Source organism: Halovibrio sp. HP20-59 (genome assembly GCF_033052795.2).
Taxonomy (GTDB): domain Bacteria; phylum Pseudomonadota; class Gammaproteobacteria; order Pseudomonadales; family Halomonadaceae; genus Vreelandella.
Map to the genome: position 1 here is coordinate 169,086 of NZ_JAWJUW020000004.1, position 24,460 is coordinate 193,545.

Consider the following 24,460-nt stretch of genomic DNA (forward strand, 5'->3'; position numbering starts at 1 on the left):
TTTTACCCAGCAGCGGTCATTGACGTCAAACACGTCGAGACTTCTATTCACTAGCCGTTGAGAACACGCGATGAATTTTTGTAGCCAGTGTGGTGATAAAGTACGTTTTGCCGTCCCCGAAGGCGATGATCGCCCGCGCTACCTGTGCGATGCCTGCGGTATGATCCACTACCAAAATCCGCGTATTGTGGCGGGTACATTGCCGGTGATAGGTAGCCAAGTGCTGCTCTGTAAACGCGCTATTGAACCGCGTAAAGGCTACTGGACACTCCCCGCTGGCTATATGGAAAACGCCGAATCGACCCAGCAGGCAGCCTCCAGAGAAACCCAAGAAGAGGCCTGCGCTGAGGTCGAACTTGCTAACCTGTATACGCTAATTGACCTACCTCATATCAATCAGGTGTATATGATTTTTCGCGCCGACTTGGTCAGTGGCTTTAGCGCCGGGCCAGAAAGCCTGGAGGTCGCGCTATTTGAAGAGCATGAGATCCCTTGGGATGAGCTTGCCTTCGTGACCATCGAACGCACGTTGCGCCACTTTTATGCTGACCGCCTTAGCAATGAATTTCCGCTACACATCAGCATGGTAACGCCTGAGGACCGTGAGCGTTATTTTGGCAGCGCGTAAGCGTTGACTGCCACTGTATAAAAATTATTACAGGTCGGCCAGCTGCCAGACATCATAAGCGACTTCTTCATAGGGATGGGCGAGCTTCAAAGCCGCGATAGCACCGTGAATATGCGCTTCATCGCACAGCAACTCAACTTTGAACTCCTCGACCTTTTCCAAGTTGCCTACCGACCCTATATGGGGGTGGGCGCCTTGTGTAGGCCGAAACTGCCCCGTGCCGCAGGTTTGAAAACAAGCATGTTCATAGTCGCCAACACGGCCGGCACCAGCCTCAAATACCGCTTGCTTGACGCTTTCTACATTGTCAACCGGAACAAAAAAGGCGAGCTTATACATAGGTAGCTCCAAGTGATCCATCCATTGTTAAACGCGTAACTCTGTCTATGTTAGCGGATAGGAGACTTTTGGTCGCGGGCCTAGCTTTGTATGATGATACTTTTATGACGTTTACCCACGACTGTTAAATGAGCCCCCATGGATAAATTCGAGGTAAAGCTGGATCAGGCGGCCAGGGCCGCCTGGATGTCCTACGTGGGTGGAATGACCCAGGATGAGATTGCCAGCCAGCTGGGGGTTTCGCGGCCCGGCGTGCAGCGTTTATTGGCGCTGGCCCGCCAGGAAGGGCTGGTGAAAGTCACTATTGATCACCCGATCTCTAACTGTATGGCGCTGGGTAGTGCGCTGCGTGACCACTTTGGCTTGACCTACTGTGAAGTGGTCCCTGCCGATAACCACGCCGCTGATAGTGCCGCTTCCTACTTGGCAGTGGCTGCCGCCGAACGTATTGCGCAGTTGGTCGAGCGCAGCGAACCGTTGACACTTTCGTTAGGTACCGGGCGCTCGGTGCGGGCAGCAGTAGAAGCGCTTAGCCGTATTGATCGGCCCCAGCATCGCTTTGTGTCGCTGGTGGGCAATGTCGCCCGGGATGGCTCGGCCAACCGCTACGATGCAGTGATGGTGATGGCGGATAAAACCGGTGGCGAGCGCTTCTTACTGCCCGCGCCGGTAGTGGCAGAATCGCTGGCTGAAAAAGAGGCGATGCTGGCTCAGCGTCTCTTTACGGCGATTGCCGATGTAGCACGGCAGTCTGAAGCTGCCTTTATTGGCATTGGGCGCATCGACCGTCAAGCTACGCTGTTTCAAGACCATTTTATTAGCGAAAGTGAACTGGATGAATTGTTAGGACTGAAAGCAGTAGGGGAGCTGCTTGGCTGGCCACTCAATAGCGACGGTGAGGTGATCGACTGCTCGATTACCCGCCGAGTAACAAGTCTTCCATTGGAGCGCTTTGGTAAGCACCACATGGTAGCCATTGCCGGTAGCCGCGAAAAAGCCCCAGCAATTCACGCCGCGCTGCGGGGTGGTTGGCTGAAAGGGTTGGTGACCGATGAAGTGGCCGCACGTCAGATAGTGGAAGCACTCTAGGATTTTAAGGCCTGTCTCAGATATTAAAACCTGGGCGGGTGCACTGCAATATGCAACAAGTGTAATAAGTTAGCGTAAAGTCTAAGTCAATCGGCTTTGCTTTTTTTAGGTTTACGTACGATCATTTGTTCGCTAAGTGATCAATAAGATCAAGGCGACAACAATGCCAATACAAGCCCACAGGAGTGCTTTATGCGACTCGCACGTCACTTGCCCGTCACCACGCTAGCGGTTGCCATTGCTATGTCCGGCCATGCACAGGCGCAATCCGAAATTACCGTAGCCACCGTTAATAATAACGATATGGTCATCATGCAGAGCCTCTCTGATGTTTTTGAAGAGGCACACCCAGATATCACTCTGGATTGGGTAGTGCTTGAGGAGAACGTGCTACGTCAACGCATGACCACCGATATTGCCACCAATGGTGGCCAGTTCGATGTGATGACCATTGGCACTTATGAAGTGCCTATCTGGGCTGAGCGGGGGTGGCTGTCACCGCTAGATAACCTGCCGGACGATTATAACGAAGACGATTTGCTGACATCGGTCCGCGATGGCTTAAGCCATAACGATACGCTTCACGCGCTGCCGTTTTATGCCGAAAGCTCAATGATGTACTACCGCAAGGACCTGTTCGAAAAAGCGGGCATTGAGATGACCGATCAACCCACCTGGGAAGAAGTGCGCGAATGGGCCGGTGAGCTGCACGGCATGGAAGACGATCTGGCGGGCATTTGCTTGCGTGGTAAGCCCGGTTGGGGCGAGAACATGGCGTTTGTATCCACCCTGGTAAACACCTTTGGCGGGCGCTGGTTTGACGAGGACTGGAACCCTGAGCTGAATTCCGAGGAATGGACGAACGCCGTTCAATTCTACGTTGACCTGCTCAATGATTATGGCCCGCCCGGGGCAAGCTCCAACGGCTTTAACGAAAATCTGGCGTTGTTCTCACGTGGTAATTGCGGGATGTGGGTCGATGCTACCTCGGCGGCTGGCAAACTCTACGACAGCGATGAGTCCGATGTAGCCGACAGCTTAGGCTTCGCACCGGCTCCGGTGGCAGAAACGCCGAAAGGCTCGCACTGGTTGTGGTCCTGGGCGCTAGCTATCCCGGCTTCTTCCGAGAACCAGGACGCCGCGCGCGAGTTTATTACCTGGGCGACTTCTCAGGAATATATTGAGCTAGTCGGTGAAACCGAAGGTTGGACCAACGTGCCGCCAGGTACCCGTGAGTCGACCTATGCCAATGAGCAGTACACCGAGGCAGCCCCCTTTGCTGACTTCGTGCTGAAAGCTATTCAAGACGCCGACCCCACCGACTCTACGCTGAAGCCTAACCCTTATGTAGGCGTGCAGTTTGTGGGTATTCCAGAGTTCCAGTCGATCGGCACCCAAGTCGGCCAAACCATTGCCGCAGCGCTAACCGGTGACTCCACGGTTGAACAGGCGTTAAACAGTGCTCAGCGTGCCACCGAACGCACCATGCAGCGGGCTGGCTACCTAGACTGATGGCCGCAAAGCCTGCCTTGCTAAATAAGGCAGGCTTTGCCCTCTCACTGTTTCTGCAGGTATTTCCATGACTAAAACACGCGCTTCTGGCCGGACGGTCGGCGGGCTAAGGACGCTTTCGCTTCAAGCGCCTGCCGTAACGTTGTTATTGCTTTGGATGATTGTGCCACTGGGCATGACGCTGTGGTTCTCCTTTCAGTATTACAACCTGCTAATGCCTGGCATGACCGGCTTTGCCGGGTTGGAAAACTATGAATACCTTCTCACCGACCCCGCCCTTTGGGCCGCTATGGGCAATACGCTGATGCTGGTGGGATGGGTGCTGACCATTACCGTGGTGGGCGGCACGTTGCTGGCGGTGCTTTTCCAGCAGGAATTCGCGGGGCGCGGCATTGCTAGGGTGTTGGCGATATCGCCGTTTTTTGTGATGCCCACAGTGAGCGCCCTGGTGTGGAAAAACATGATGATGCACCCCTCTAACGGGGTGCTAGCTTGGCTGGCAGAATCCTTCGGACTGCCCGCTGTCGATTGGTTCTCCTCGCTGCCGCTGACCTCGATTGTGATCATCGTGGCGTGGCAGTGGCTGCCATTTGCGCTGTTGATTTTGCTTACCGCGATGCAATCGCTGGATGAGGACCAAGTGGAAGCCGCAAGAATGGATGGCGCGGGGCCGGTGGCGATTTTCTTCTTTATTACCCTGCCGCACCTCAAGCGCGCTATCAGCGTGGTGATCATGATTGAGATGATCTTCCTGCTGACCATCTTTGCCGAAATTTTTGTTACCACCTCCGGTGGCCCAGGCTTGGCGACCACCAATCTGGCTTACCTGATTTATATTCGTGCGTTGCTGGATTTTGACGTAGGCACTGCCTCCGCTGGCGGGGTGATTGCGATCATTCTCGCCAATATCGTGGCGATCTTCCTGGTCCGTATGGTGGCCAAAAACTTAGAAGATTAGAGCGGCACCTGGGAGTACTTCAATGACAATATTACGTTCCGCAACGAGCGCAACGAGCGCGCCACGCTCAGTGACGGGTTTACGGTCGGCGCAAAGCAAGCGGGCTATAATAACCGTGCTAGGTTGGTCGGTGGCGCTGGTGATCTTCTTCCCCATCTTCTGGATGATCCTGACCGGCTTTAAGACCGAAACGGCTGCAATTGCCGACCCCACGTTGATTTTTTCGCCCACCTTAGAAAGCTACCAGGACGTGCAAGCGCGCTCGGGTTATATCCGCTTTGCGCTTAACAGCGTTGCGGTGGCGTTTGGCTCAACCTTCTTCGCGCTATTACTGGCAATTCCTTCGGCTTACGCCATGGCCTTTTTGCCCACTAAGCGTACCAAAGGCACGCTGCTATGGATGCTCTCCACCAAAATGTTGCCCTCGGTGGGCGTGCTGGTGCCGATTTATCTAATTTTCCGCGACGTTGGCCTGCTCGATACCCGCACCGGGCTGATCATCATCTATACCTTGATGAACCTGCCGATTGTGGTGTGGATGCTTTACACCTTCTTCAAGGATATGCCCAAAGACATTCTTGAAGCAGGCCGTATGGATGGCGCCTCCACGTTCCAGGAAGTGTTCTTTCTGCTGCTACCACTCACGCTGCCGGGCATCGCCTCAACGGGCCTGTTGTCGATCATTTTAAGTTGGAATGAGGCGTTCTGGAGTCTCAATCTTACGTCTTCAAAAGCAGCGCCTTTAACCGCTTATATCGCCTCATTCTCAAGCCCTGAGGGGCTGTTCTGGGCCAAGTTGTCTGCCGCTTCCACCATGGCCATTGCGCCGATTTTGATACTCGGCTGGATGACCCAAAAACAAATGGTACGTGGCCTTACTTTTGGTGCCGTCAAGTAAAGGATTTTCCTCATGGCAACACTACAACTGCGCAATATTACCAAGCGTTTCGACGACACCGAGGTGATCAAGGGTATTAACCTTGAGGTTAATGACCGCGAATTTGTGGTCTTCGTAGGCCCCTCCGGCTGCGGTAAGTCGACCCTGATGCGTATGATCGCCGGACTGGAAAGCGCTACCGACGGCGATATTTTAATCGATGGACAGCGTATCAATGACGTTGGCCCAGCCGACCGTGGCCTCGCCATGGTGTTCCAGAGCTACGCGCTTTATCCGCATATGACGGTAGAGGGCAACATGGGCTTCAGCATGCGCCTAGCCGGCGTGCCCAAAGAGGAACGCCGTGCCAAGGTGCTGGAGGCGGCAAAAATTCTACAGTTAGAGCCGCTGTTAGACCGCAAGCCCAAGGCGCTCTCCGGCGGACAACGCCAGCGGGTGGCGATTGGCCGTGCGATTGTACGTAACCCCAGCATCTTCCTTTTTGACGAACCGCTCTCGAACCTGGATGCCGCGCTGCGGGTGCAGATGCGCATCGAGCTGGCGCGTCTGCATGATGAGCTGGACGCTACCATGATCTACGTGACCCACGACCAGATCGAAGCGATGACCATGGCGGATAAAATCGTCGTGCTCCACGACGGCGTGGTAGAGCAGGTGGGCTCGCCCATGGCGCTCTACCATCACCCCTGCAATCGCTTTGTGGCGGGTTTTATTGGCTCGCCGAAAATGAATTTTCTGCCGGTAACGCTGACCGGCGTAACGCCTGACGGGGTGGCTATTCGCTTGCCCGGCGGCGGCCAGCGCAGCGTGCCGGTTGACGGTGCGCACTTGGATCCTAACGCCACTCTTGAACTAGGTGTTCGCCCTGAACACCTAGTGCTCGATGAGCAGGGTCCGTTGAGCGGTGAAATCAAAGTGTTGGAACGCTTGGGCGGACAAACCTCGCTCTACGTTCAAATGGACGACGAGCTGATCACGATCATGGCCGATGGTGACGTGGCCTACCGGGTCAACGATACCGTGCATTTCGGCTTTGCCCCAGAGCGCGCTCACCTGTTTGACGCAGGCGGGCAGGCACTGCCTAGCTTGGAGCAGCATCCGCTAGCGGGGCTGACGCGCCACGACAACCGCGGACCCAGCTCGCCCTCTGAGGAGCCTGCATGAGGACGCTCATCTTTGACTGCGATGGCGTACTGGTCGATAGCGAGGCCCTTGCGGAAGGTACGCTGGTGGAGTATCTCTCACGCTGGCTGCCCGATCTGAATATTGACCAAGCGCTTGGTCAGGCTTTGGGGATGACCACCGGGGATATCCTGCGTCATCTAGAAGCGTTAAGTGCCCACACGCTGCCAACCGACGCCACAGAGCAGGTGGACACCGCCATTGAAGCGCGTCTGGCGCGGGAGCTTAAAGCCATAGACGGTGCCGATAAGGCAATTCGCGGCATCAGCTTGGAAAAGGCGGTGGTTTCCAACAGTCGGCGCAGCCGCGTATTGGCGTCACTGGAAAGTACGGGGTTGGCCGAGGCCTTGGGCAATGTGCCTATTTTTACCGCTGATCAGGTGGCGCACCCCAAGCCGGACCCCGCACTTTATCGCCTGGCAGCCTCCCATTTGGGCCAAGTGCCGCGGGACTGCCTGGTGGTGGAAGATAGCGTGGCCGGGGTGACGGCCGCCCATGCCGCGGGCATGTGCGTGATTGGATTTGTCGGCGCCAGCCATGTGGATGCCGAGCAGCCGGCGCGGCTTATTCAAGCTGGCGCCTGGCGCATATTAGAGCACATGCACGGTCTGGAAGCCTTGATAGACGAATGGCAAGCCGATAGTCACCCGGCTCATTGATAAAGGCTCCGCTGAGTAACCTGGAGATAACGATGAAATTAAACAATAAAGTTGCGGTGATTACCGGCGGTGCTCGAGGGATTGGTCTGGCCATTGCCCAGCGTTATGTAAGCGAAGGCGCCAGCGTGGTAGTGGCGGATATTGATCGGGGCGCGATTGATGATGCTTTAGCGACGCTGCAGCAACAGGCGCCTGCCGAAAAGGTGATGGGGGTCGAGTTGAATGTCTGCGATCAGATGTCAATTGATGCCATGGTCAACGCCGTAACGGATCGCTTTGGCGGCATCGATATTCTGGTCAATAACGCTGCGATCTTCGATATGGCGCCGGTACTCGAGGTCACGCGGGAAAGCTTTGATAAGCAGTTTGCGGTCAACACCAAAGGCATGTTTTTTACCCTGCAGGCGGTTGCCCGTTCGATGGTGGCCCGCGGTCAGGGGGGCAAAATCATCAATATGGCCTCCCAGGCAGGTCGCCGCGGTGAAGCCCTGGTAAGCGTTTACTGCGCCAGTAAAGCGGCAGTGATCAGCCTCACTCAATCCAGCGGGTTGGATCTCATCAAACACGGTATCAACGTTAACGGTATCGCCCCCGGGGTTGTGGACACGCCGATGTGGGAAGAAGTCGACGCAATGTTTGCCCGCTACGAGAACCGTCCGCTCGGTGAAAAGAAACGCCTGGTAGGCGAAGCGGTTCCCTTCGGGCGTATGGGCCTGCCGGAAGATCACACCGGCGCTGCGGTGTTTTTGGCCAGCCAGGACAGCGATTATGTGGTCGCCCAGACGCTTAATGTCGATGGCGGCAACTGGATGAGTTGAGGTCGCCATGACGCCTGATCTTGATACGTTAGCCTATCAGATTATTCGCGCCGCCGAAGGCGCACCCCGCTATCTGGTAGCACTAGCAGGGCCGCCGGGGGCGGGTAAGTCCTATCGCAGTGTCCAGCTCTGCGATGCGATTAATCAGCGCGTGCCAGGGCAAGCGGGGCTAGTGCCGATGGATGGCTACCACTTCGATAACGCTGTGCTGGGCGAGCAGCAGGTGCCGGTAAAAGGCGCGCCTCACACCTTCAATGTAGAAGGGCTGCGCTGCGACCTTGAACGCATTCGCCAGGCTATCCACCCGGTAGCGGTACCGGTCTTTGACCGCCCGTTGGATCTAGCCCGTGCCGGTGGACGACTGATCACCCTTGAACAGCGCATCGTCATTGTCGAGGGCAACTATCTGCTGCTTGACCGCTCCCCCTGGCGTGAACTGCAACCGCTGTTTGATTGGACACTATTTCTAGACATTGACGACGACGTGCTGGTTGAGCGGCTGATCAATCGCTGGCTTGAGATGGGACAGGATCGCACCGGTGCAATGGAGCGCACCCACCACAAAGACATGCTTAACGCTCAATTAGTAAAAAGCTGCTGTTTAACGCCTGATCAGCGCTGGCGTTAGCGCACTTATTACCCACTAGTTACCTGCCTTTATTCACCCCATCGCGCCAAGAAGGCCTTGGCTGGAGAGTCCTATGACCCGACTTAATAATCACAACCTGGGCAAGCTAACCGACGATGTTGCCAAACCTCAGTATGACCGCCAGACGCTCACCCCCGGCATCGTGCATATCGGCGTCGGTGGCTTTCACCGCGCTCACCAGGCGATGTATCTGGATGCCTTGATGAACCAGGGCGCGGCGCTGGATTGGGGCATTGTCGGCGTGGGCGTGATGCCTGGCGACAAACGCATGCAGCAAGCGCTGGCAGCGCAGGACTATCTCTACACCCTGGTGGTGAAACACCCTGATGGCCAGTATGAGCCTCGGGTCATTGGCAGTATGGTGAATTACCTGTTTGCACCGGAAGACACCGAGGCAGTCATCGAACAGATGGCCGATCCGGCGATTCGCATTGTGTCCTTGACGGTGACCGAAGGCGGCTACAATTTTCACCCGGTGAGCGGCGAATTCGACCTCGACAACCCCCAGGTGCGCGCTGATCTTGCTAACCCTACCCAGCCCACCACCAGCTTTGGGCTGGTGGTTGAAGCGCTTGCCCGCCGCCGTGAGCGGGGCATTGCGCCGTTCACCGTGATGTCCTGCGACAATATTCAAGGCAACGGCGATGTCGCCAAGCGTATGTTTGGCGCCTATGCCCATGCGCGGGACGCTGAGCTAGGCGCCTGGCTTGCCAGCGAGGTGGCATTTCCCAACGCCATGGTAGATCGCATTACGCCGGTGACGTCGCCCACCGATATCGATGAACTGAGTCAGCGCTTTGGCTTAGAGGACGCTTGGCCGGTAGTCTGTGAGCCCTTCACCCAATGGGTGTTGGAAGATCACTTCCCCCTTGGGCGCCCGGCGTTTGATAAAGTAGGCGTGCAAGTGGTGGCGGATGTCGAACCTTACGAACTGATGAAGCTGCGGCTACTCAATGCCAGCCATCAGGCGCTGACCTATTTTGGCTATTTAGCCGGATACCGCTACGCCCATGAGGTGTGCCAAGATCCACTATTCGTTGATTTTTTACTGGGCTATATGCGTGAAGAGGGCACGCCGACTTTGGCGCCGGTACCGGGGGTTGATTTGGAAACCTACCGTTTAACGCTGATCGAGCGCTTCGCCAACCCGCAAATCAAAGATACCCTGGCACGGCTCTGCGCCGAGAGCTCAGACCGCATTCCCAAGTGGCTGGTGCCGGTGATTCGCCAACAGCTGGCCCAGGGTGGTGAAATAGGGCGCAGCGCTGCCGTGGTGGCCAGCTGGGCGCGCTACGCTGAGGGGATTGACGAGCAGGGCGAGCCGATTGACATTGTTGATCGCTTAAAAACGTCGCTCATGGCGATCGCCGCAGAGAACCGCCAACGGCCCACAGCCTTTATCGAAAACCGCGAGCTGTTTGGCGACCTAATCGACAGCACTCGTTTTGTTGACGCCTATTTAGCGGCCCTGCGTTCACTGCACGAGCGCGGCGCACGCGTTACGCTTGAGGAACTGGTCTCGTCCAAAGGAATTCAGTGATGTATATCGGGGTTGATTGCGGTACCCAGAGTACCAAGGTGGTGGTGTTAGACGTCGAGCAAGGCAAGATCCTGGCTGAAGCAAGCCGTGCCCATCACCTGGAAGAGGGCGAAAATGGTCGCCGTGAGCAGGCGCCCGCCGAGTGGCTGAGTGCATTGAAAGGTGCCTTTTTTGAAGCCCTGGATCGAGCGGGCGTCGATGCTGGACAAGTGCGCGGTATCGGCGTCTCAGGCCAACAGCACGGTATGGTAGCGCTCGATGGCGAAGGCGTGCCGGTCTATCCCGCCAAGCTGTGGTGCGATACCGAGACCAGCGTCCAGAACGCTGATTTAGTTGCCCGCCTGGGCGGTGAGGCGGGCTGCTTGGATAAGCTGGGGCTGGTGCTGCAAACCGGCTATACCGCGTCTAAAGTCGCTTGGCTGCGCGAGCAGCAGCCGGATGCGTATCGGCGCATCGAGAGCCTGCTACTGCCTCACGACTACCTCAATTTCTGGCTCACCGGTGAGCGGGTTACCGACGCAGGCGATGCCTCCGGCACCGGCTATTTCGATACCCGCAAGCGCTGCTGGCAGTTGGACGTTTTTGCTGAAATTGCCCCTGAGTTAGACCCGGCGCGGGTGCTTCCCCGGGTGCTGGAATCACATGAGCCGGTGGGTGTTGTGCGCTCTGCGGTGGCCCGCGAACTTGGACTTGGCGACCAGGTGGTTGTCTCCTCCGGTGGCGGTGACAATATGCTGGGTGCCATTGGCACCGGCAATATTACCCCAGGGCTGATAACGCTGAGTTTGGGTACCTCTGGCACCGTCTGCGCCTTCTCGCCCACGCCGGTAGATTGCGATAGCGCTATGGTCGCCAATTTCTGTTCCAGCACCGGCGGCTGGCTGCCGTTGATTTGCACCATGAACGTCACGTCGGCCACCACCCGGGTACGCGAGCTGTTTGGCTTAGACTTGGCAGCGTTTGGCGAGAAAGTGGCCAGTGCGCCGATAGGCGCCGAAGGTGTTACCGTATTGCCGTTTTTCAACGGTGAGCGAGTGCCGATGTTGCCCAATGCCTCCGCGGACTTCCTTGGCCTCACCAGCCTGAATACCACCCAGGCTAATTTATGCCGGGCCGTGGTGGAAGGGGCCACTTTCGGGCTACGCTATGGGCTAGAATTGTTGGGTGAGTTAACCGCCGGGGCCAGTCAGATTCGTTTGATCGGTGGCGGCGCCAACAGCCCCGTGTGGCGGCAGATGGTCGCCGACATTGCCGGAACGCAAGTGATTTGCCCTGAGATTACTGACGCGGCCGCCCTGGGTGCTGCCATACAGGCAGCATGGTGTGACCAGCGTGCAGGGGGCGTAACCCTGGAGGCGCTGTGTGATCGGCTTGTCCATTTGGATGCGCAAACCCTTGCCAACCCTCACCCCGATAGTGTGGCTGCTTACCAACCGATTTATGCGCGCTATTGCGCAGCACTTCAACAACGCCATGGCGGCGCTTAAACGCATTTCAAGGAGATTTTATGACCAGCCAACTACACCAGTTAAAGCAACATTCGCTTGTCGTCGCCGATACCGGTGATCTTGAGGCTATTCGCCGCTATCAGCCGCAGGATGCCACGACTAACCCCTCACTGTTGCTCAAAGCGTTTAGCCTGCCCGGTTACCAGGCATTGATCGACGAAGAGTTGAGTAGCGTAAAAGCCTCGGTTGGCAGCCGTGAAGAACAGGTTAAGCATGCCGTTGACCGCTTGGCGGTGGCCATGGGCAGTGAGATTTCGACGGTCGTGCCAGGGCGTGTTTCTACCGAAGTGGCGGCCCGCTTGTCGTTTGATACTAAGGCCAGCATTGCCAAAGCCCATGAGCTGATCGAGCTGTACGATGCCCGTGGTGTTTCACGCGATCGCGTGCTGATCAAGCTGGCCTCCACCTGGGAAGGTATTCGTGCCGCTGAGGTGCTCGAGCGCGAAGGCATTCAGTGTAACCTGACGCTACTGTTCAGCGATGCCCAGGCCCAGGCCTGCTTTGATGCCGGGGTGTTTCTGATCTCACCCTTCGTGGGCCGCGTAACCGATTGGTACAAAAAAGAAACCGGTAAGGATTACACGCCGGAAAACGACCCGGGCGTTCAGTTTGTTCAAGGTATTTGTCAGCGTGCCAACCAGGGCGGCTACGACACTGTGGTCATGGGCGCTAGCTTCCGCACCACCGGTCAGGTACTTGCCTTGGCAGGCTGCCCACGGCTGACTATTTCGCCAGCGTTATTAGAAGAACTGGAGGCCGCCGAAGGCAGTGTCTCAGCGCAAATTCAAGCGGGAGAAGGTGGTGGCAAGCCTACTGAACCGCTAAGTGAAGCCGCTTTCCGTTGGGGCCACAATCAAGATGCAATGGCCAACGACAAACTGGCCGAAGGCATCCGTCGCTTCCACGACGACCAGCTTGAGTTGGAAAGCCTGATCGATAAGCGGCTAGGCTAACCACCTAAGCTAACCACCTAAGAGCGCATTTGACCTCTTGGAGAATAGTATGGACGCTGAACTGCATCAGTTGTTGGAATCTATCGAGCTTGTCCCCACCGGCGATTTGCAGTCGCTCAGTGGGGGGGATATCGCTGCCGTTTATCGCCTGGAAACGCGCCAGGGGGAGGTGGTGATTAAGCACGACGAACCAGCGCGGCTGCGCGGTGAGGCCGAAGGCTTGCGGACCTTGCACAGTGCCTGCGAAAAGCTAGTGGTGCCAGAGGTGTTGGGGTTGTCGGATGGTTGGCTGGTGATTGAATCGCTAGATACAGCCCCGGCTGGGCCGCAGGGTGAAGCGGCGCTTGGCGAAGGCTTGCGTGGCTTGCACGACGTTATTGGCGATGTTCACGGCTGGCATCAGGATAATGCCTGTGGCCTCACGCCCCAGCCCAATGCACCGCTCAGCGACGGGCGGGCTTTTCAGCGCGAGCGCCGCTTACTTCCTCTATGTGAGGCATGCTACCCGCGTGGACTCCTGGATAACCAGCTGCGCGAGCGTATCGAGCGGCTAGCCCAGGATTTAGAGGGTTGGTTACCCAATGCACCGCCCAGCTTATTGCACGGTGATCTATGGTCGGGGAATGTGCTTTTCACCACCAAGGGACCAGCGATTATCGATCCAGCCGTGTATCGTCATTACCCGGAAGTGGACGTGGCGATGTTAACGCTGTTTGGCTCGCCGGGTGAGGCGTTTTTTGACGCTTATTGGGACGGCAACGCCCCAGCCGATTGGCCGAGGCGTGAAGCTCTGTTTCAGCTGTACCCGCTGTTAAATCACCTGCTGCTGTTCGGCGCTGGTTATCGTGCGGCCGTTGAGCGCAGCGTAGCGAGGCTCGAATCTTTCACTTGAGCTTTATCAGGGCGTCAGTTTTACCAAGACTTAGGTTTTACCAGGACTTATAGGGCAAAAACTTGCCGTTTAAGGTAAGCAGTACCCGGTCGCCTTTGGGGTCTTCGACTTTATCGACCTCCATAGTGAAGTCGATGGCGCTCATAATGCCATCGCCAAACTTCTCTTGAACGACGTCCTTCAACGTTTCTCCGTAAACGCCGACGACTTCATACAGGCGGTAGATAAACGGGTCTTGGGGAATCGCTTCATCCCAGACCTTGGTGGGGAACGCCACCAGGGCGTCGACGATGTCGCTCTCTACCTCCAGCGTGTTGCAAATTTTTTGCGCAACATCGGCGCTGGCGCTGTTCATGCCGTAGCAGGCGGAGGCCACCCAGACCGGCGACATGCCGACCGCTTGACCGATATCGTCCCAGCTCATTTTTTTACGCGCTTTGGCGGCGAGCAAGGTATGGCGCATTTCAAGCTTATCCATGATGGTTCTCCTTTAAAATAGAGGGCGAGTGACGCCCTTTTTCGACGACTGCGAGGGGATCAAGACAACACTTTTTTGGCCTGAGTACGGACGTGGGTGGTGTAAAGAACCAGACCCACCAGGGTCAGACCGCCGACCAAGTTACCCAGTACCGTGGGGATCTCATTCCACATGATGTATTGATACAGCGTGAACTCAGCACCCATCATGAGGCCAATCGGGAACAAGAACATATTGACCACGGAGTGCTCGAAACCGAGATAGAAAAACACAATGATCGGCATCCACATGGCCATGATTTTGCCGGAAACCGTTGTGGAAATGGCGGCGCCAACCACGCCCATAGACACCATCCAATTACAGAACATGCCTCTCAGGAAGAGCACTATCCAGCCGGCAAGCCCTGCTTCCTGGTAGCCCACCGTGCGGCTTTCACCAACAGCCATGATCGTTTGGCCGACAGCGTTAACTTCTTCGCTACCGCCCATGGTGAAATTCATGTAGCCGAAGACGGCAATAAACAGGGCACCCCCAAGGTTGCCAAGCCCGACCAGCGCCCAGCACTTAAGCATTCGGGGCAATGTCACGCCGGGTCTTTTGTCGAGCCAAGCAATTGGCACCAGCATAAAAACCCCGGTGAGCAGGTCATAGCCCATCAGGTAGAGCATGACGAAGCCCACGGGAAAGAGCAGCGCTCCAATCAAAAAGTTGCCTGTCTGGGTCGCGATGGTAATGGCAAAAATAACCGCCAGCGCTAAGGTGGCCCCCGCCATGAAGGCACGAATAAGCGTATCCCGGGTGCCCATATAGACTTTTGATTCACCCTGGTCGACTAACTTAGTGACAAATTCACTGGGCATTAGATATGACATAAGTATGGTTTCCTGCGTCATTTCGATTAATTAGTGCCTTGTCCAAGCGTCGAGTGTTTCTAATAAGAGCAAAAAACATCCGACTGCGCCGTATTGGTGCAAAAGAAGGCAGCGTTCGCGTTGCTACCCTGATTGTTGCTATTTGCATGCCAACTTAGTGATTTTGTAGGTAAGCTATTGTTTTTGTTTTAATTTAACGATTTTTTAACGGTTTAGTTTGAGGGCGTTATGAATTACGAATTTTCGTAAATAACGATATTTCGTTGTTTTATTCGCGAAAATTCGTTAATGGCGCGGTAATTGAATGGCAACGGTGAGCAATCACTTTGTGTCATGAGAGATAAACCCATGCCTGTGTAAGACCCAGCGCCTGCCGTTACGACCACCACCGATGCTAAAACCTTAATGGGTGAGTATTCACCGCTGGCGATGCTTGTGGTTGACCCTTTTGCCGATAAGCTGTTGGCGGCTAACGCATCCGCCTGTGGATTACTCAGTATTGATGAAGCGCTGCCGTTAACGACATCGTTCAGCCACCGCTTGAGTGCCTCTCTACCGCTATGGATTAGCTTTACTGATGAGGTGTTGATGCAAAAAGCGGCTTGGTCAGACGATTTAGTGATTCTCGATATGCGCCGCCAGCCGTATCGAGTTGAGGTTTATGCCCAGCGTATCGATGATTCAGAGCAGCTTTTATTAACATTGATTGATCGTAACAAAGCTGAACAGCAGCGCGCCCAAGCAGAGTTAGGCCGCCAACATCGACAAGGGGAGGTGGGCTGGCAGCGGGTCGAGCAGGTATTCGAGCGAATTGAAAAGCAAAATCAGTTGATTCTGGGCGCGGCGGGCGAAGGCATTTACGGCTTGGACGCTGAAGGCAAAACTACCCTTGTTAACCCCGCCGCCGAGCGTATTCTGGGTTGGAGTACCGACGATATGGTGGGCCACGATGCGCACCTTATGTTCCACCATACCCATGCTGACGGCAGCCACTTCCCGGTGCAGCAGTGCCCTATTCACGCCGCGTTTAGCGACGGGCAAGTGCACCATGTCGATAACGAAGTGTTTTGGCATAAAAACGGCGAGGCGATTCCAGTGGAGTACACCAGCACGCCGATTTTTGAGATGGGACGGTTGGTCGGCGCAGTGGTGCTCTTTCGCGATATTCGCGAACGCAAACGTGCTGAACAGCAGCTGCGCGACGCACTCGCCGAGGTGGAGTCGCTCAAGCAGCGTTTAGAGCTGGAAAACGAATACCTCCAGGAAGAGATTAAAGCGGAGCTTAACCACCACGATATTGTTGGCAATAGCCCTGCCGTCGCGAAACTGATAAAGCAGATTGAAATGGTTGCGCCTACTAGCGCCAACGTGCTGATCAGCGGTGAATCAGGTACCGGTAAAGAGCTGATTGCTCGTGCTATTCATGCCGGGGGAACGCGCAGCGATCGGCCGCTCATTCGTGTCAACTGCGCGGCGATACCCCGCGACCTGTTTGAGAGCGAGTTCTTTGGCCACGTGAAAGGTGCCTTTACTGGTGCGGTGCAGGACCGTCCCGGACGCTTTGAGCTTGCCCATGGCGGTACGCTGTTTTTGGATGAAGTCGGCGAAATTCCATTAGAACTGCAGAGTAAGCTACTGCGCGTATTGCAAGATCAGCAGTTTGAGCGCGTAGGCGAAAACCGAACCCGCGAGGTGGATGTGCGGGTGATTGCTGCTACCAATCGCGAACTGCGCGAGATGATTAATATCGGGCGATTTCGAGAGGATCTGTATTTTCGTCTTAATGTCTTTCCTGTTGATTCAGTGCCGTTGCGCCAGCGGATTGAAGATGTACCGTTGCTGGCGCGCCACTTTTTACAACGTGCCTGCCTGAAATTTAATAAACCAGGGGTACGTATTCCCCCAGCGCAGTTGGAAATTCTGCAGCGTTACCCATGGCCTGGCAATATTCGAGAGCTGGAAAACATCATTGAGCGACAGGTAATCGTGACCCAAGATCGGCGCTTAGTGTTTGATGACCTGCTGTTAGGCGAGCTGTCACGTTCATCTGATACTCTCGCGAAGGCTGCGCCGGCTCACCATAGCGAACAGCATGGTGCGCCGGCATTGTTAACTGAACATGCGATGAGCCAGCGCCAGCGTGAAAGTTCAATTGCTGCACTGAAGCAGGCAGGCGGTAAAGTCTCTGGGAAGGGAGGCGCGGCAGAGCTGCTGGGGATTAAACCGACGACATTGGCCTCAAGACTTACTAAATGGGGCATTGATCCACGGGAATTTCGCAAAAGGGAGGCGTATTAATCGCCATCCCATGATGCTTTGGACTAAGGTAAGCGGGAAGCAACTTGACAATAGGCTGTACACACATCTTTAGATTGTTCAAGGCTAGCATACATACATGAATGTAACTATAATGCTCATCTTTCTGAATGGCCTGGTTCTTAGATGCATAGCGCGCTGAGTAACTTAGTTTGCTGAATAACTTAGTTTGCTGAATAACTTAGTTTGCTGAGTGATTAAGTACATTCGCCATTCTGACGCTGATACCTAGAGGCACTCCTTATGCGATTGGCACACTGGGCAATCAATGCCCCATTACGACCCCTACTGGTAGCGGTATTCACCGCTTCTTTCGTGTTGCCTGCTCAGGCCGCTGATCTCCTCACGATTACTCGTGATGCGTTAGATAACAACGCTGAGCTTGCCTCCGCTCGCGCCGAGTATTTGGGCGTGGAGGCTGGCCGAGATGTTGTTCGGGGTGGTCTGCTACCCCAGGTCAACGCCTCGGGTACGGTAGCCCACAACCAGCAGTATGAAAGCCAGTCCTCGTCGTCGCTTGCGGGGGCTGGAGCTGGAGCGGGAGCTGCAAGTGATGACAGCTACAACACCGTATCGCTCTCCCTTGAAGCCACCCAGGCGCTGTATGACGAAGTGACGCGCCGTGAGGTTACCCAGGCCGAGCGCCAGATTGACCAGCAGGTCTACTTGCTAGCAGCCACAGAACAGCAGCTGTTGATTGATGTGGCTAGCGCCTATTTTGATATTTTACGTGCCTACGAAGTCCTCGAAGCGCGTTTTGCCCAAGAGCGCGCCATTGGCCGCCAGCTTGAGCAAGCGGGTGAGCAGTTTGAAGTCGGCTTGATTGCAATCACGGAAGTCGAAGAGGCTCGCGCGACGTTTGATCAATCGCGGGCTGATCGCATTGCGGCTGAAAGCAACCTTCAAGTGGCGTTTGAGGCATTAGAGCAACTCACCGGCCAGCGTTACGCCAGCATTGAAGCGCTGGGCGATAGCATGCCAATTGCGCTTCCTGAACCCAGCAGCCGTGACTATTGGGTAGAACAAGCGCTGGAGCTTAATCCTCAAGTATTGGCGCAGCAGGCGGGTGTTGAAGTTGCTCGTAGTGGCGCTGAGATTGCTCGCGCAGGGCGTTTGCCTACGCTAAATGCCTTTGGTAACTACCAGTTTAGCGACAACGATATTGATGCCTACAGTGGGCAAGATTCTTCGAGCCAGGTGGGTTTAAGCGCCAATTTACCAATTTATACCGGCGGCAGTACCAGCGCGAGTATTCGCCAAGGGACTTATCAGCTGGAAAGCAGCCAGTATGATTTCGAGTCACAGCGTCGTTCATCCATCCAGCAGGTGCGCTCGCTTTATACCCAGGTCAGCAACGATGTGGAAACCGTTGAGGCTCGCGAGCAGGCCATCGTCTCTAACCGGAGTGCGCTTGAAGCCACCCGCGCCGGTTATGAAGTAGGCACCCGTAACATTGTCGATGTGCTCAACGCTGAGCAGAACCTCTACAACGCCATCGCTAACTATGCCGAGGCACGCTACGCCTATGTCGTGAATTTACTTTCTTTACGTCAACAAGCGGGTCGCCTTGATGTGGACGCCATTCAAGACGTCAATGCATGGCTAACCGGCGAAGAGGTCAACTTTACCCTGCCTGAAGGTGGTGGCAACGACCGCTTTGAGCGCGGGCTCGACATCGGTGCACCGCCTCAACCTGAGTAGGTAACCGCCCGATAAAAAGGGGTTGGAGAGGATGTCCAGATGCGTATGTGCCACTAGTCGGCTTTTTATAAGATATATGGGAACTCAACGTATGAAGAAAATGATTCACTCACATCGAGCGAGTCTAGTGACCTTGTTAGCCGCGCTGGCACTCGCGGCCTGTGGTCAAGAGCAAGCCGAAGCGCCGCAACAGGGTGCCGAGCAAGAGGCACCGCCGCATGAAGTCGAAGTGACTGAAATGGCGCGTCAGGACATACCGCTGGATAAATCCTACCCCTCCCTGCTGCGCAGTGACGATGAAGTTGTGTTGGTTGCCCGCGTTAACGGGTTTCTGGAAGAGCGCCACTTCGAGCCAGGCCAACTGGTAGAGGAGGGTGACCGTCTTTATACCATTGAGCCGGATCTTTATCAGGCCACCGTCAATCAACGTGAGGCGGATCTACAGAGCGCTCGCGCCGAGCTTTCCCGCGCCCAGCGCGATGCCCAGCGTTTTGAGCAGCTTCTCAGCCAAAACTCGGTGAGCCGTCAGCAATACGATCAGGCACTGGCTGATCGGCGCGTGGCCCAGGCAAACGTCGCCCAGGCGGAAGCCGCGCTCTCCAGCGCTAACCTGGATTTAGATTATTCTCGGGTGACCGCTCCTGTCTCGGGCATGATTGGCTTAAGCCAAGTCAACGTGGGTAATTTGGTGACTTCCGGCACGGAGCTGGCGACGGTTACGCCCCTGGATCCGTTAGAAGTGCGTTTCCAGCTGCCCCAGCGAGACGCTTTTGAGCTGCGTCGCCAGTTGAACGATGGCAGTGATACGTCAGATATTCGCGCGCGATTGAGCATTCCTGGCGTGAGTGGCGGTAGTGATTCTGAGCTTGAAGGGCATTTAGATTTTCTGGGTTCGCGAGTCGATAGTGGCACCAGTACAGTGCAAGCGTCTGCAACCTTCGAAAATCCCGATGCGGCTGTACTGCCTGGTCAATTTGTGCGCGTACGTATTGAGGGTTTGAAGCGCTTTGACGTATTGGCAGTGCCTGAAATTGCTGTCACCCAAGGGTTAATGGGGCCGCAGGTGTTTGTCCTGGATGAAGATAACAAAGCCCGCGAAAGGACGGTGTCCTTGGGTGAAGTGGCTGGCCCGTGGCAGTTGATTCGTGACGGCATTGAACCAGGTGATCGCGTTATCGTCGGCGACCCCGCCGGTTTAGAACCGGGCATGGTCATTGACCCCCAGCCGTTTAGTGGTGATGCAGAGGAGGTAGTCGAAGAGGCAACGCAAGAAGAAGCGCAGGAGGAAGCAGAAGCAGCGCAAGAGATGGAAGAGGGGGCAGCCGAAGGTCAGCCCGCTGAAGGGGAAGAGGGTGCGCAATAATGAACTTCTCTAACTTCTTCATCAGCCGGCCAATCTTTGCCACGGTATTGGCAATTATTGTCACACTGGTGGGCGTGATGTCGATGCGCATACTGCCTATTGAGCAGTACCCCAGCGTGGTGCCGCCGACGGTGTCTGTGCAAGCCCAGTTCCCCGGTGCAGATGCTGAAACCGTAGCGCAAACGGTGGCGGCACCCATCGCAGAGGCCATTAACGGCGTTGAGGACATGCTTTATATGACCTCTAACAGCGCTGATAACGGCAGCATGAGCCTGAGTGTAGCGTTTAACATCGGCACCGATGGCGATATCAATACCATCAACGTTAATAACCGTGTTCAAGGGGCGCTCTCACAACTACCTGAAGCGGTGCAATCGCAAGGTGTCACCGTTGAGCTGCGCTCCGACGCTATTTTGATGTTTATCGCGTTGACCTCGCCGGATGGCGACTACGACAAAATTTTCATGCAGAACTACGCCACCCTCAACGTGCTTGACGAACTGCGTCAGGTGCCAGGGGTAGGCAATGCAGAAGTACTGGGTGGCGGCGAATTTGCCATGCGTATCTGGATGGATCCGGACAAGTTAGCCCAGTACGATCTCACGCCTAGCGAAGTGGCCAGTGCGATTAGAGTGCAAAATACGGAGGTGCCTGCGGGTAATCTAGCCGCTCCGCCGCAAAGCGACTCCCGCGCTTATACCTATACGATTACCGCTGGTGGTCGCCTCACTGATGTCGACGACTTCCGTAATATTTTCTTGAGGACCAATAACGACGGTTCGTCGCTACGCTTGGAAGACGTTGCGCGCGTTGAGCTTGGGGCATCTTCTTACAGGGTTGACGCGCGTTTGAACGGCTCAAGCATGGCGCCGATTATTATTAACCAACAGCCCGGTGCGAACGCGCTGGAAACGTCTCGCGGTGTGCGCGAAGCGATGGATGATTTATCCGGTCGTTTCCCGCCTGGGCTTGAGTATGTGGCGCCTTACGATACAACGCTGTTTATCGATGCTTCCGTGGAAACGGTGCTGCACACCTTTATTGAAGCTTTCCTGATCGTTATCGTCATTCTGTTTATTTTCCTTCAGAACTGGCGCTTTACCGTCATTGCCATGTCGGTGGTGCCGGTCGCCGTGGTGGGCACCTTTGCCGGGTTCTATCTATTTGGCTTTTCGATCAACCTGCTAACGCTGTTTGCCCTGGTATTATCGATAGGGATCGTGGTCGACGATGCCATTCTGGTAGTGGAAAATGTCGAGCGTGTGCTGAGCGAGGAAGACGATATCAGCGTGCGCGACGCCACCATTCGTGCAATGAAAGAAGTTGGCGGACCGGTGATTGCGACCTCGTTGATTATGGCCGCGGTGTTTGTACCCGTAGCTTTTCTAGGGGGCTTTACGGGCCAGATATACCAACAGTTTGCGATCACCGTGGCGATCTCGGTGGCCATTTCGGCGTTAATGGCGTTGACGTTTACCCCGGCTCTGTCAGCGATTTTTATCAAGCATAAAATCGCCGGGGCCGGGCAGTCCAAGTTCAAGCGCGCCCTGAATACACCGTTTCGTCTGTTTGACCGCCTGTTTGCCGGTATTACCGCCGCCTATATGTGGGTGGTAAAAGGCTTGGTACGGTTTTGGCTGCTGGCGCTCGCGCTGACGGTGCTGACCGGCGTGGGTTCCTACTGGCTATACGCTAATACACCTTCAACGCTGGTGCCTGAAACGGATCAGGGGGTTGTGTTGGTGAGCGTGTCGCTGCCGGATGCGGCTTCGCTTGAGCGTACTCAAACCTATATGGCGAAACTTAGTACGGCGATTGAAGATATTCCTGGGGTGGAATACTCCTCAGCAGTGGCGGGCTATGACATTCTTTCCAGCGCCGTGAATACTGCGCGTGGGGTGATGTTTATCAACCTAACCCCGTGGTCTGAGCGTGAATTGACAGCCACTGAGCTGGTCGGGCGCATTATGGGGTTAGGCGCCAGTATCGATGGCGGCTCCGCAATGGCCTTTAACTTGCCGCCCATCATGGGGCTTTCGACCACCGGCGGCTTTACCGGTTACCTGCAGTCATTTGACGGGGCGTCAACGCGCGAACTCTATGAGGCTTCGTTGCAAATAATGCAAAAGGCCAACCAGCATCCTGCATTGAATCGCGTTTTCACCACCTTCAACGTTAATGTGCCGTCATATCGCGCCAATATTGATCAGCAGAAAGCGTTGAGTTACGGCGTGGCGCTGGAGAATATTAACTCAGCCTTGGGGAACACGTTTGGTAATGGTTTTGTGAATTACTTTAGCTATCAGAACCGTAATTTCCAGGTGTATCTGCAAAACGAAGACGAATTCCGTAAAACGCCGGAAGACATTAGCAGCGTTTTTGTACGCGGCGGTAACGGTGAACGGATTCCGCTCTCCGAGTTTGTCGAGCTTGAGCGCCAAACCGGCCCAGCGGTCGTGTCGCGGTTCGGAGTTTACACTGGCGCCCAGTTCCAAGGTCAACCTGCGGCTGGCTACAGCTCTGCCCAAGCCATTGAAGCGATGGAGGGGATCGTACAAGAGACCCTAGGTTCTGACTGGGGCATGGGCTGGACGGGTACGGCTTATCAAGAGGCCAACATGGGCAGCGCCGCGACGTTGGCTATCGTCTTCGGGCTGTTGATGGTCTTTTTGATTCTGGCGGCTCAGTACGAAAGCTGGTCGTTGCCGCTGGCGGTATTGACCGCGACGCCCTTTGCTTTCCTTGGCGGTATAGGCGGTATCGTGCTGCGCGGGTTGGATACCAGTGTCTATGTGCAGATCGGCATGCTGGTGGTGGTTGGGCTTGCGGCGAAGAACGCAATCTTGATCGTCGAGTTTGCCGAGCTACAGCGTAAAGAGCAGGGGAAAAGCATACGTGAAGCGGCGATTACCGCGGCAGAGCTACGTTTTCGCCCCATCGTAATGACCTCGTTGGCGTTTATCTTCGGTACCTTGCCGTTGGCACTAGCCACAGGTGCCAGCGATACGAGCAGCCACCATATTGGTACTACAGTGGCCGTGGGTATGTTCTCTGTTGCTACCTTGGGTAGCCTGTTTATTCCCTCCTTCTACGCCATGATTGCAACGACGTCTGATTGGCTAGGTCGCAAGATGAAAGGAGATAAGCATGAGCCCAGGGAGCCAGCGCTGGAGCAGGATAAACATTAATGGCTAGCTTTTAACAGCGAACCCTTGCATGAAGGGTGAAAAGTAAACGGGCGCTACCTTTGGGTAGCGCCCGTTTTGTTATCAGTGATGACTGAGATCAAGGTAGGGGTAGCACTAAAAAGCTAATCTAGACTAAGCTGGCAGTAACAATACATCGTCGGCAAAGTACCGACGGAGGAGGCACCATGCAACACCTACTGCACGCCGCTATCCAATTCCCGAGTATCGTTTTTATTTTCTTATTGGGTTTATTAACCCTCTACTGGCTACTAGTGATTATTCGCTTAGCCCCTTTAGAGCTGTTTGAGCGCGACAGCTTAAAAGAAGATCACCTTGCCAGCACCTTGGTCTCTTTAGGCTTTGCAGGCGTGCCTGCGACGCTGGCTTTAACGGTGATACTGACCATTGCCGCGGCACTCTCCTTGGCAATTGAGTTGTTGGTGCTCCAGTGGCTGCCACTCGGTTTGCTACGCATTCCGGTGGGTGTGCTGGTGCTTTGGGGCGCGTTGGTGATTGCCTCGCCGGTAGCCGCCACCCTTTGTCAGGCATTGCACCGTGGGCTACATCGTTACCGTCCGTTTACCCGGCGCTGTTTGTTAGGGCAAACGGTGGTAGTCACAGAGCGCCAAGGTGAGGGGGAGCAGGCGTTTGCAATGATTGATAATGAGCCTAATAGTAAGGTGAAGCTGCTCAGCAAACGCGATGCCCTGCCGATGCAAGGTGAACGCCGGGTACTAGTGAAGTACTTACCGAAAGAGGGGGCTTACCGCAGCGTCTCGGAGCAAGCGTACCTTGAAACACGCATTCGTTTGAATAAACTGCGATTGAACCAAAAACGCGCCCATTCAGGGCATTATTCAACGTCTCATTAATGAATTAGCGCTTAATTGACTTAGCACTTAATTGAATTAGTGCTT

21 protein-coding genes are annotated in these 24,460 nt (G+C 55.3%); 18 read left to right on the forward strand and 3 right to left on the reverse strand.

Features of this window, described 5'->3' with window-relative positions:
* The first annotated feature begins 70 nt into the window (after positions 1-70).
* Complete coding sequence (locus tag RZA33_RS06475) at positions 71-628, forward strand: NUDIX hydrolase (RefSeq protein WP_317507040.1); 558 nt, start codon at positions 71-73, stop codon at positions 626-628.
* A 27-nt stretch (positions 629-655) separates the two neighbouring features.
* Here the strand turns inward: RZA33_RS06475 and RZA33_RS06480 are convergent, their stop codons facing one another.
* A complete protein-coding gene (locus RZA33_RS06480) occupies positions 656-967 on the reverse strand; it encodes an NGG1p interacting factor NIF3 (RefSeq protein WP_317507041.1) in 312 nt (103 codons plus the stop codon).
* Between the two features lie 138 nt (positions 968-1,105).
* On the opposite strand from RZA33_RS06480, the gene RZA33_RS06485 reads away from it, so the two are divergent.
* The 12 genes from RZA33_RS06485 to RZA33_RS06540 all read left to right on the forward strand — a co-directional run bounded on the left by RZA33_RS06485 (position 1,106) and on the right by RZA33_RS06540 (position 13,625).
* Positions 1,106-2,056: a sugar-binding transcriptional regulator gene (locus tag RZA33_RS06485; protein WP_317507042.1), complete on the forward strand. Its 951-nt coding sequence runs from the start codon at positions 1,106-1,108 to the stop codon at positions 2,054-2,056.
* Between the two features lie 192 nt (positions 2,057-2,248).
* Positions 2,249-3,568, forward strand: coding sequence for a sugar ABC transporter substrate-binding protein (locus RZA33_RS06490; RefSeq protein ID WP_317507043.1), 1,320 nt, complete (start codon positions 2,249-2,251; stop codon positions 3,566-3,568).
* A gap of 67 nt (positions 3,569-3,635) precedes the next feature.
* Complete coding sequence (locus RZA33_RS06495) at positions 3,636-4,526, forward strand: sugar ABC transporter permease (RefSeq protein WP_317507044.1); 891 nt, start codon at positions 3,636-3,638, stop codon at positions 4,524-4,526.
* 22 nt (positions 4,527-4,548) lie between these two features.
* Entirely contained in the window at positions 4,549-5,424 is an 876-nt protein-coding gene (locus tag RZA33_RS06500) for a carbohydrate ABC transporter permease (protein ID WP_317507045.1), read from the forward strand.
* A 12-nt stretch (positions 5,425-5,436) separates the two neighbouring features.
* On the forward strand, positions 5,437-6,588 hold the full coding sequence (locus RZA33_RS06505) for a sn-glycerol-3-phosphate ABC transporter ATP-binding protein UgpC (RefSeq protein ID WP_317507046.1): 1,152 nt from the start codon (positions 5,437-5,439) through the stop codon (positions 6,586-6,588).
* Entirely contained in the window at positions 6,585-7,265 is a 681-nt protein-coding gene (locus RZA33_RS06510) for an HAD-IA family hydrolase (RefSeq protein WP_317507047.1), read from the forward strand. The genes RZA33_RS06505 and RZA33_RS06510 overlap by 4 nt, the downstream gene beginning before the upstream one ends.
* A 32-nt stretch (positions 7,266-7,297) precedes the next feature.
* On the forward strand, positions 7,298-8,083 hold the full coding sequence (locus tag RZA33_RS06515; protein ID WP_317507048.1) for an L-iditol 2-dehydrogenase: 786 nt from the start codon (positions 7,298-7,300) through the stop codon (positions 8,081-8,083).
* Between the two features lie 7 nt (positions 8,084-8,090).
* Positions 8,091-8,711: a nucleoside/nucleotide kinase family protein gene (locus tag RZA33_RS06520; RefSeq protein WP_317507049.1), complete on the forward strand. Its 621-nt coding sequence runs from the start codon at positions 8,091-8,093 to the stop codon at positions 8,709-8,711.
* A gap of 73 nt (positions 8,712-8,784) precedes the next feature.
* A complete protein-coding gene (locus RZA33_RS06525) occupies positions 8,785-10,272 on the forward strand; it encodes a mannitol dehydrogenase family protein (RefSeq protein WP_317507050.1) in 1,488 nt (495 codons plus the stop codon).
* Entirely contained in the window at positions 10,272-11,759 is a 1,488-nt protein-coding gene (gene xylB / locus RZA33_RS06530; RefSeq protein WP_317507051.1) for a xylulokinase, read from the forward strand. The genes RZA33_RS06525 and xylB overlap by 1 nt, the downstream gene beginning before the upstream one ends.
* A 20-nt stretch (positions 11,760-11,779) precedes the next feature.
* The gene (gene tal / locus RZA33_RS06535) at positions 11,780-12,733 is read left to right on the forward strand and encodes a transaldolase (protein ID WP_317507052.1); all 954 of its coding nucleotides are present in this window, start codon (positions 11,780-11,782) and stop codon (positions 12,731-12,733) included.
* A gap of 49 nt (positions 12,734-12,782) precedes the next feature.
* The gene (locus tag RZA33_RS06540) at positions 12,783-13,625 is read left to right on the forward strand and encodes a fructosamine kinase family protein (protein ID WP_317507053.1); all 843 of its coding nucleotides are present in this window, start codon (positions 12,783-12,785) and stop codon (positions 13,623-13,625) included.
* A 37-nt stretch (positions 13,626-13,662) separates the two neighbouring features.
* On the opposite strand, the gene cynS is transcribed toward RZA33_RS06540, so the two are convergent.
* Together cynS and RZA33_RS06550 are read right to left on the reverse strand one after the other, a co-directional pair.
* Complete coding sequence (gene cynS, locus RZA33_RS06545) at positions 13,663-14,103, reverse strand: cyanase (RefSeq protein ID WP_317507054.1); 441 nt, start codon at positions 14,101-14,103, stop codon at positions 13,663-13,665.
* Between the two features lie 59 nt (positions 14,104-14,162).
* On the reverse strand, positions 14,163-14,975 hold the full coding sequence (locus RZA33_RS06550; protein ID WP_317507055.1) for a formate/nitrite transporter family protein: 813 nt from the start codon (positions 14,973-14,975) through the stop codon (positions 14,163-14,165).
* Between the two features lie 405 nt (positions 14,976-15,380).
* Here RZA33_RS06550 and RZA33_RS06555 point away from each other — a divergent pair, with 405 nt between their 5' ends.
* From RZA33_RS06555 to RZA33_RS06575, 5 genes are all read left to right on the forward strand, one after another.
* Positions 15,381-17,273: a sigma-54 interaction domain-containing protein gene (locus RZA33_RS06555; protein ID WP_317507056.1), complete on the forward strand. Its 1,893-nt coding sequence runs from the start codon at positions 15,381-15,383 to the stop codon at positions 17,271-17,273.
* Positions 17,274-17,534: 261 nt separating this feature from the next.
* Entirely contained in the window at positions 17,535-18,992 is a 1,458-nt protein-coding gene (locus RZA33_RS06560) for a TolC family outer membrane protein (protein WP_317507057.1), read from the forward strand.
* 91 nt (positions 18,993-19,083) lie between these two features.
* Positions 19,084-20,355 carry an efflux RND transporter periplasmic adaptor subunit gene (locus tag RZA33_RS06565; protein ID WP_317507058.1) on the forward strand — a complete coding sequence of 424 codons (1,272 nt, stop codon included), beginning with the start codon at positions 19,084-19,086 and terminating at the stop codon, positions 20,353-20,355.
* On the forward strand, positions 20,355-23,543 hold the full coding sequence (locus RZA33_RS06570; protein WP_317507059.1) for an efflux RND transporter permease subunit: 3,189 nt from the start codon (positions 20,355-20,357) through the stop codon (positions 23,541-23,543). Before RZA33_RS06565 ends, RZA33_RS06570 begins: the two co-directional genes overlap by 1 nt.
* Before the next feature lie 185 nt (positions 23,544-23,728).
* Positions 23,729-24,415, forward strand: a complete 687-nt coding sequence (locus tag RZA33_RS06575; protein ID WP_317507060.1) for a hypothetical protein — start codon at positions 23,729-23,731, stop codon at positions 24,413-24,415.
* The last annotated feature ends 45 nt before the right edge of the window (positions 24,416-24,460 follow it).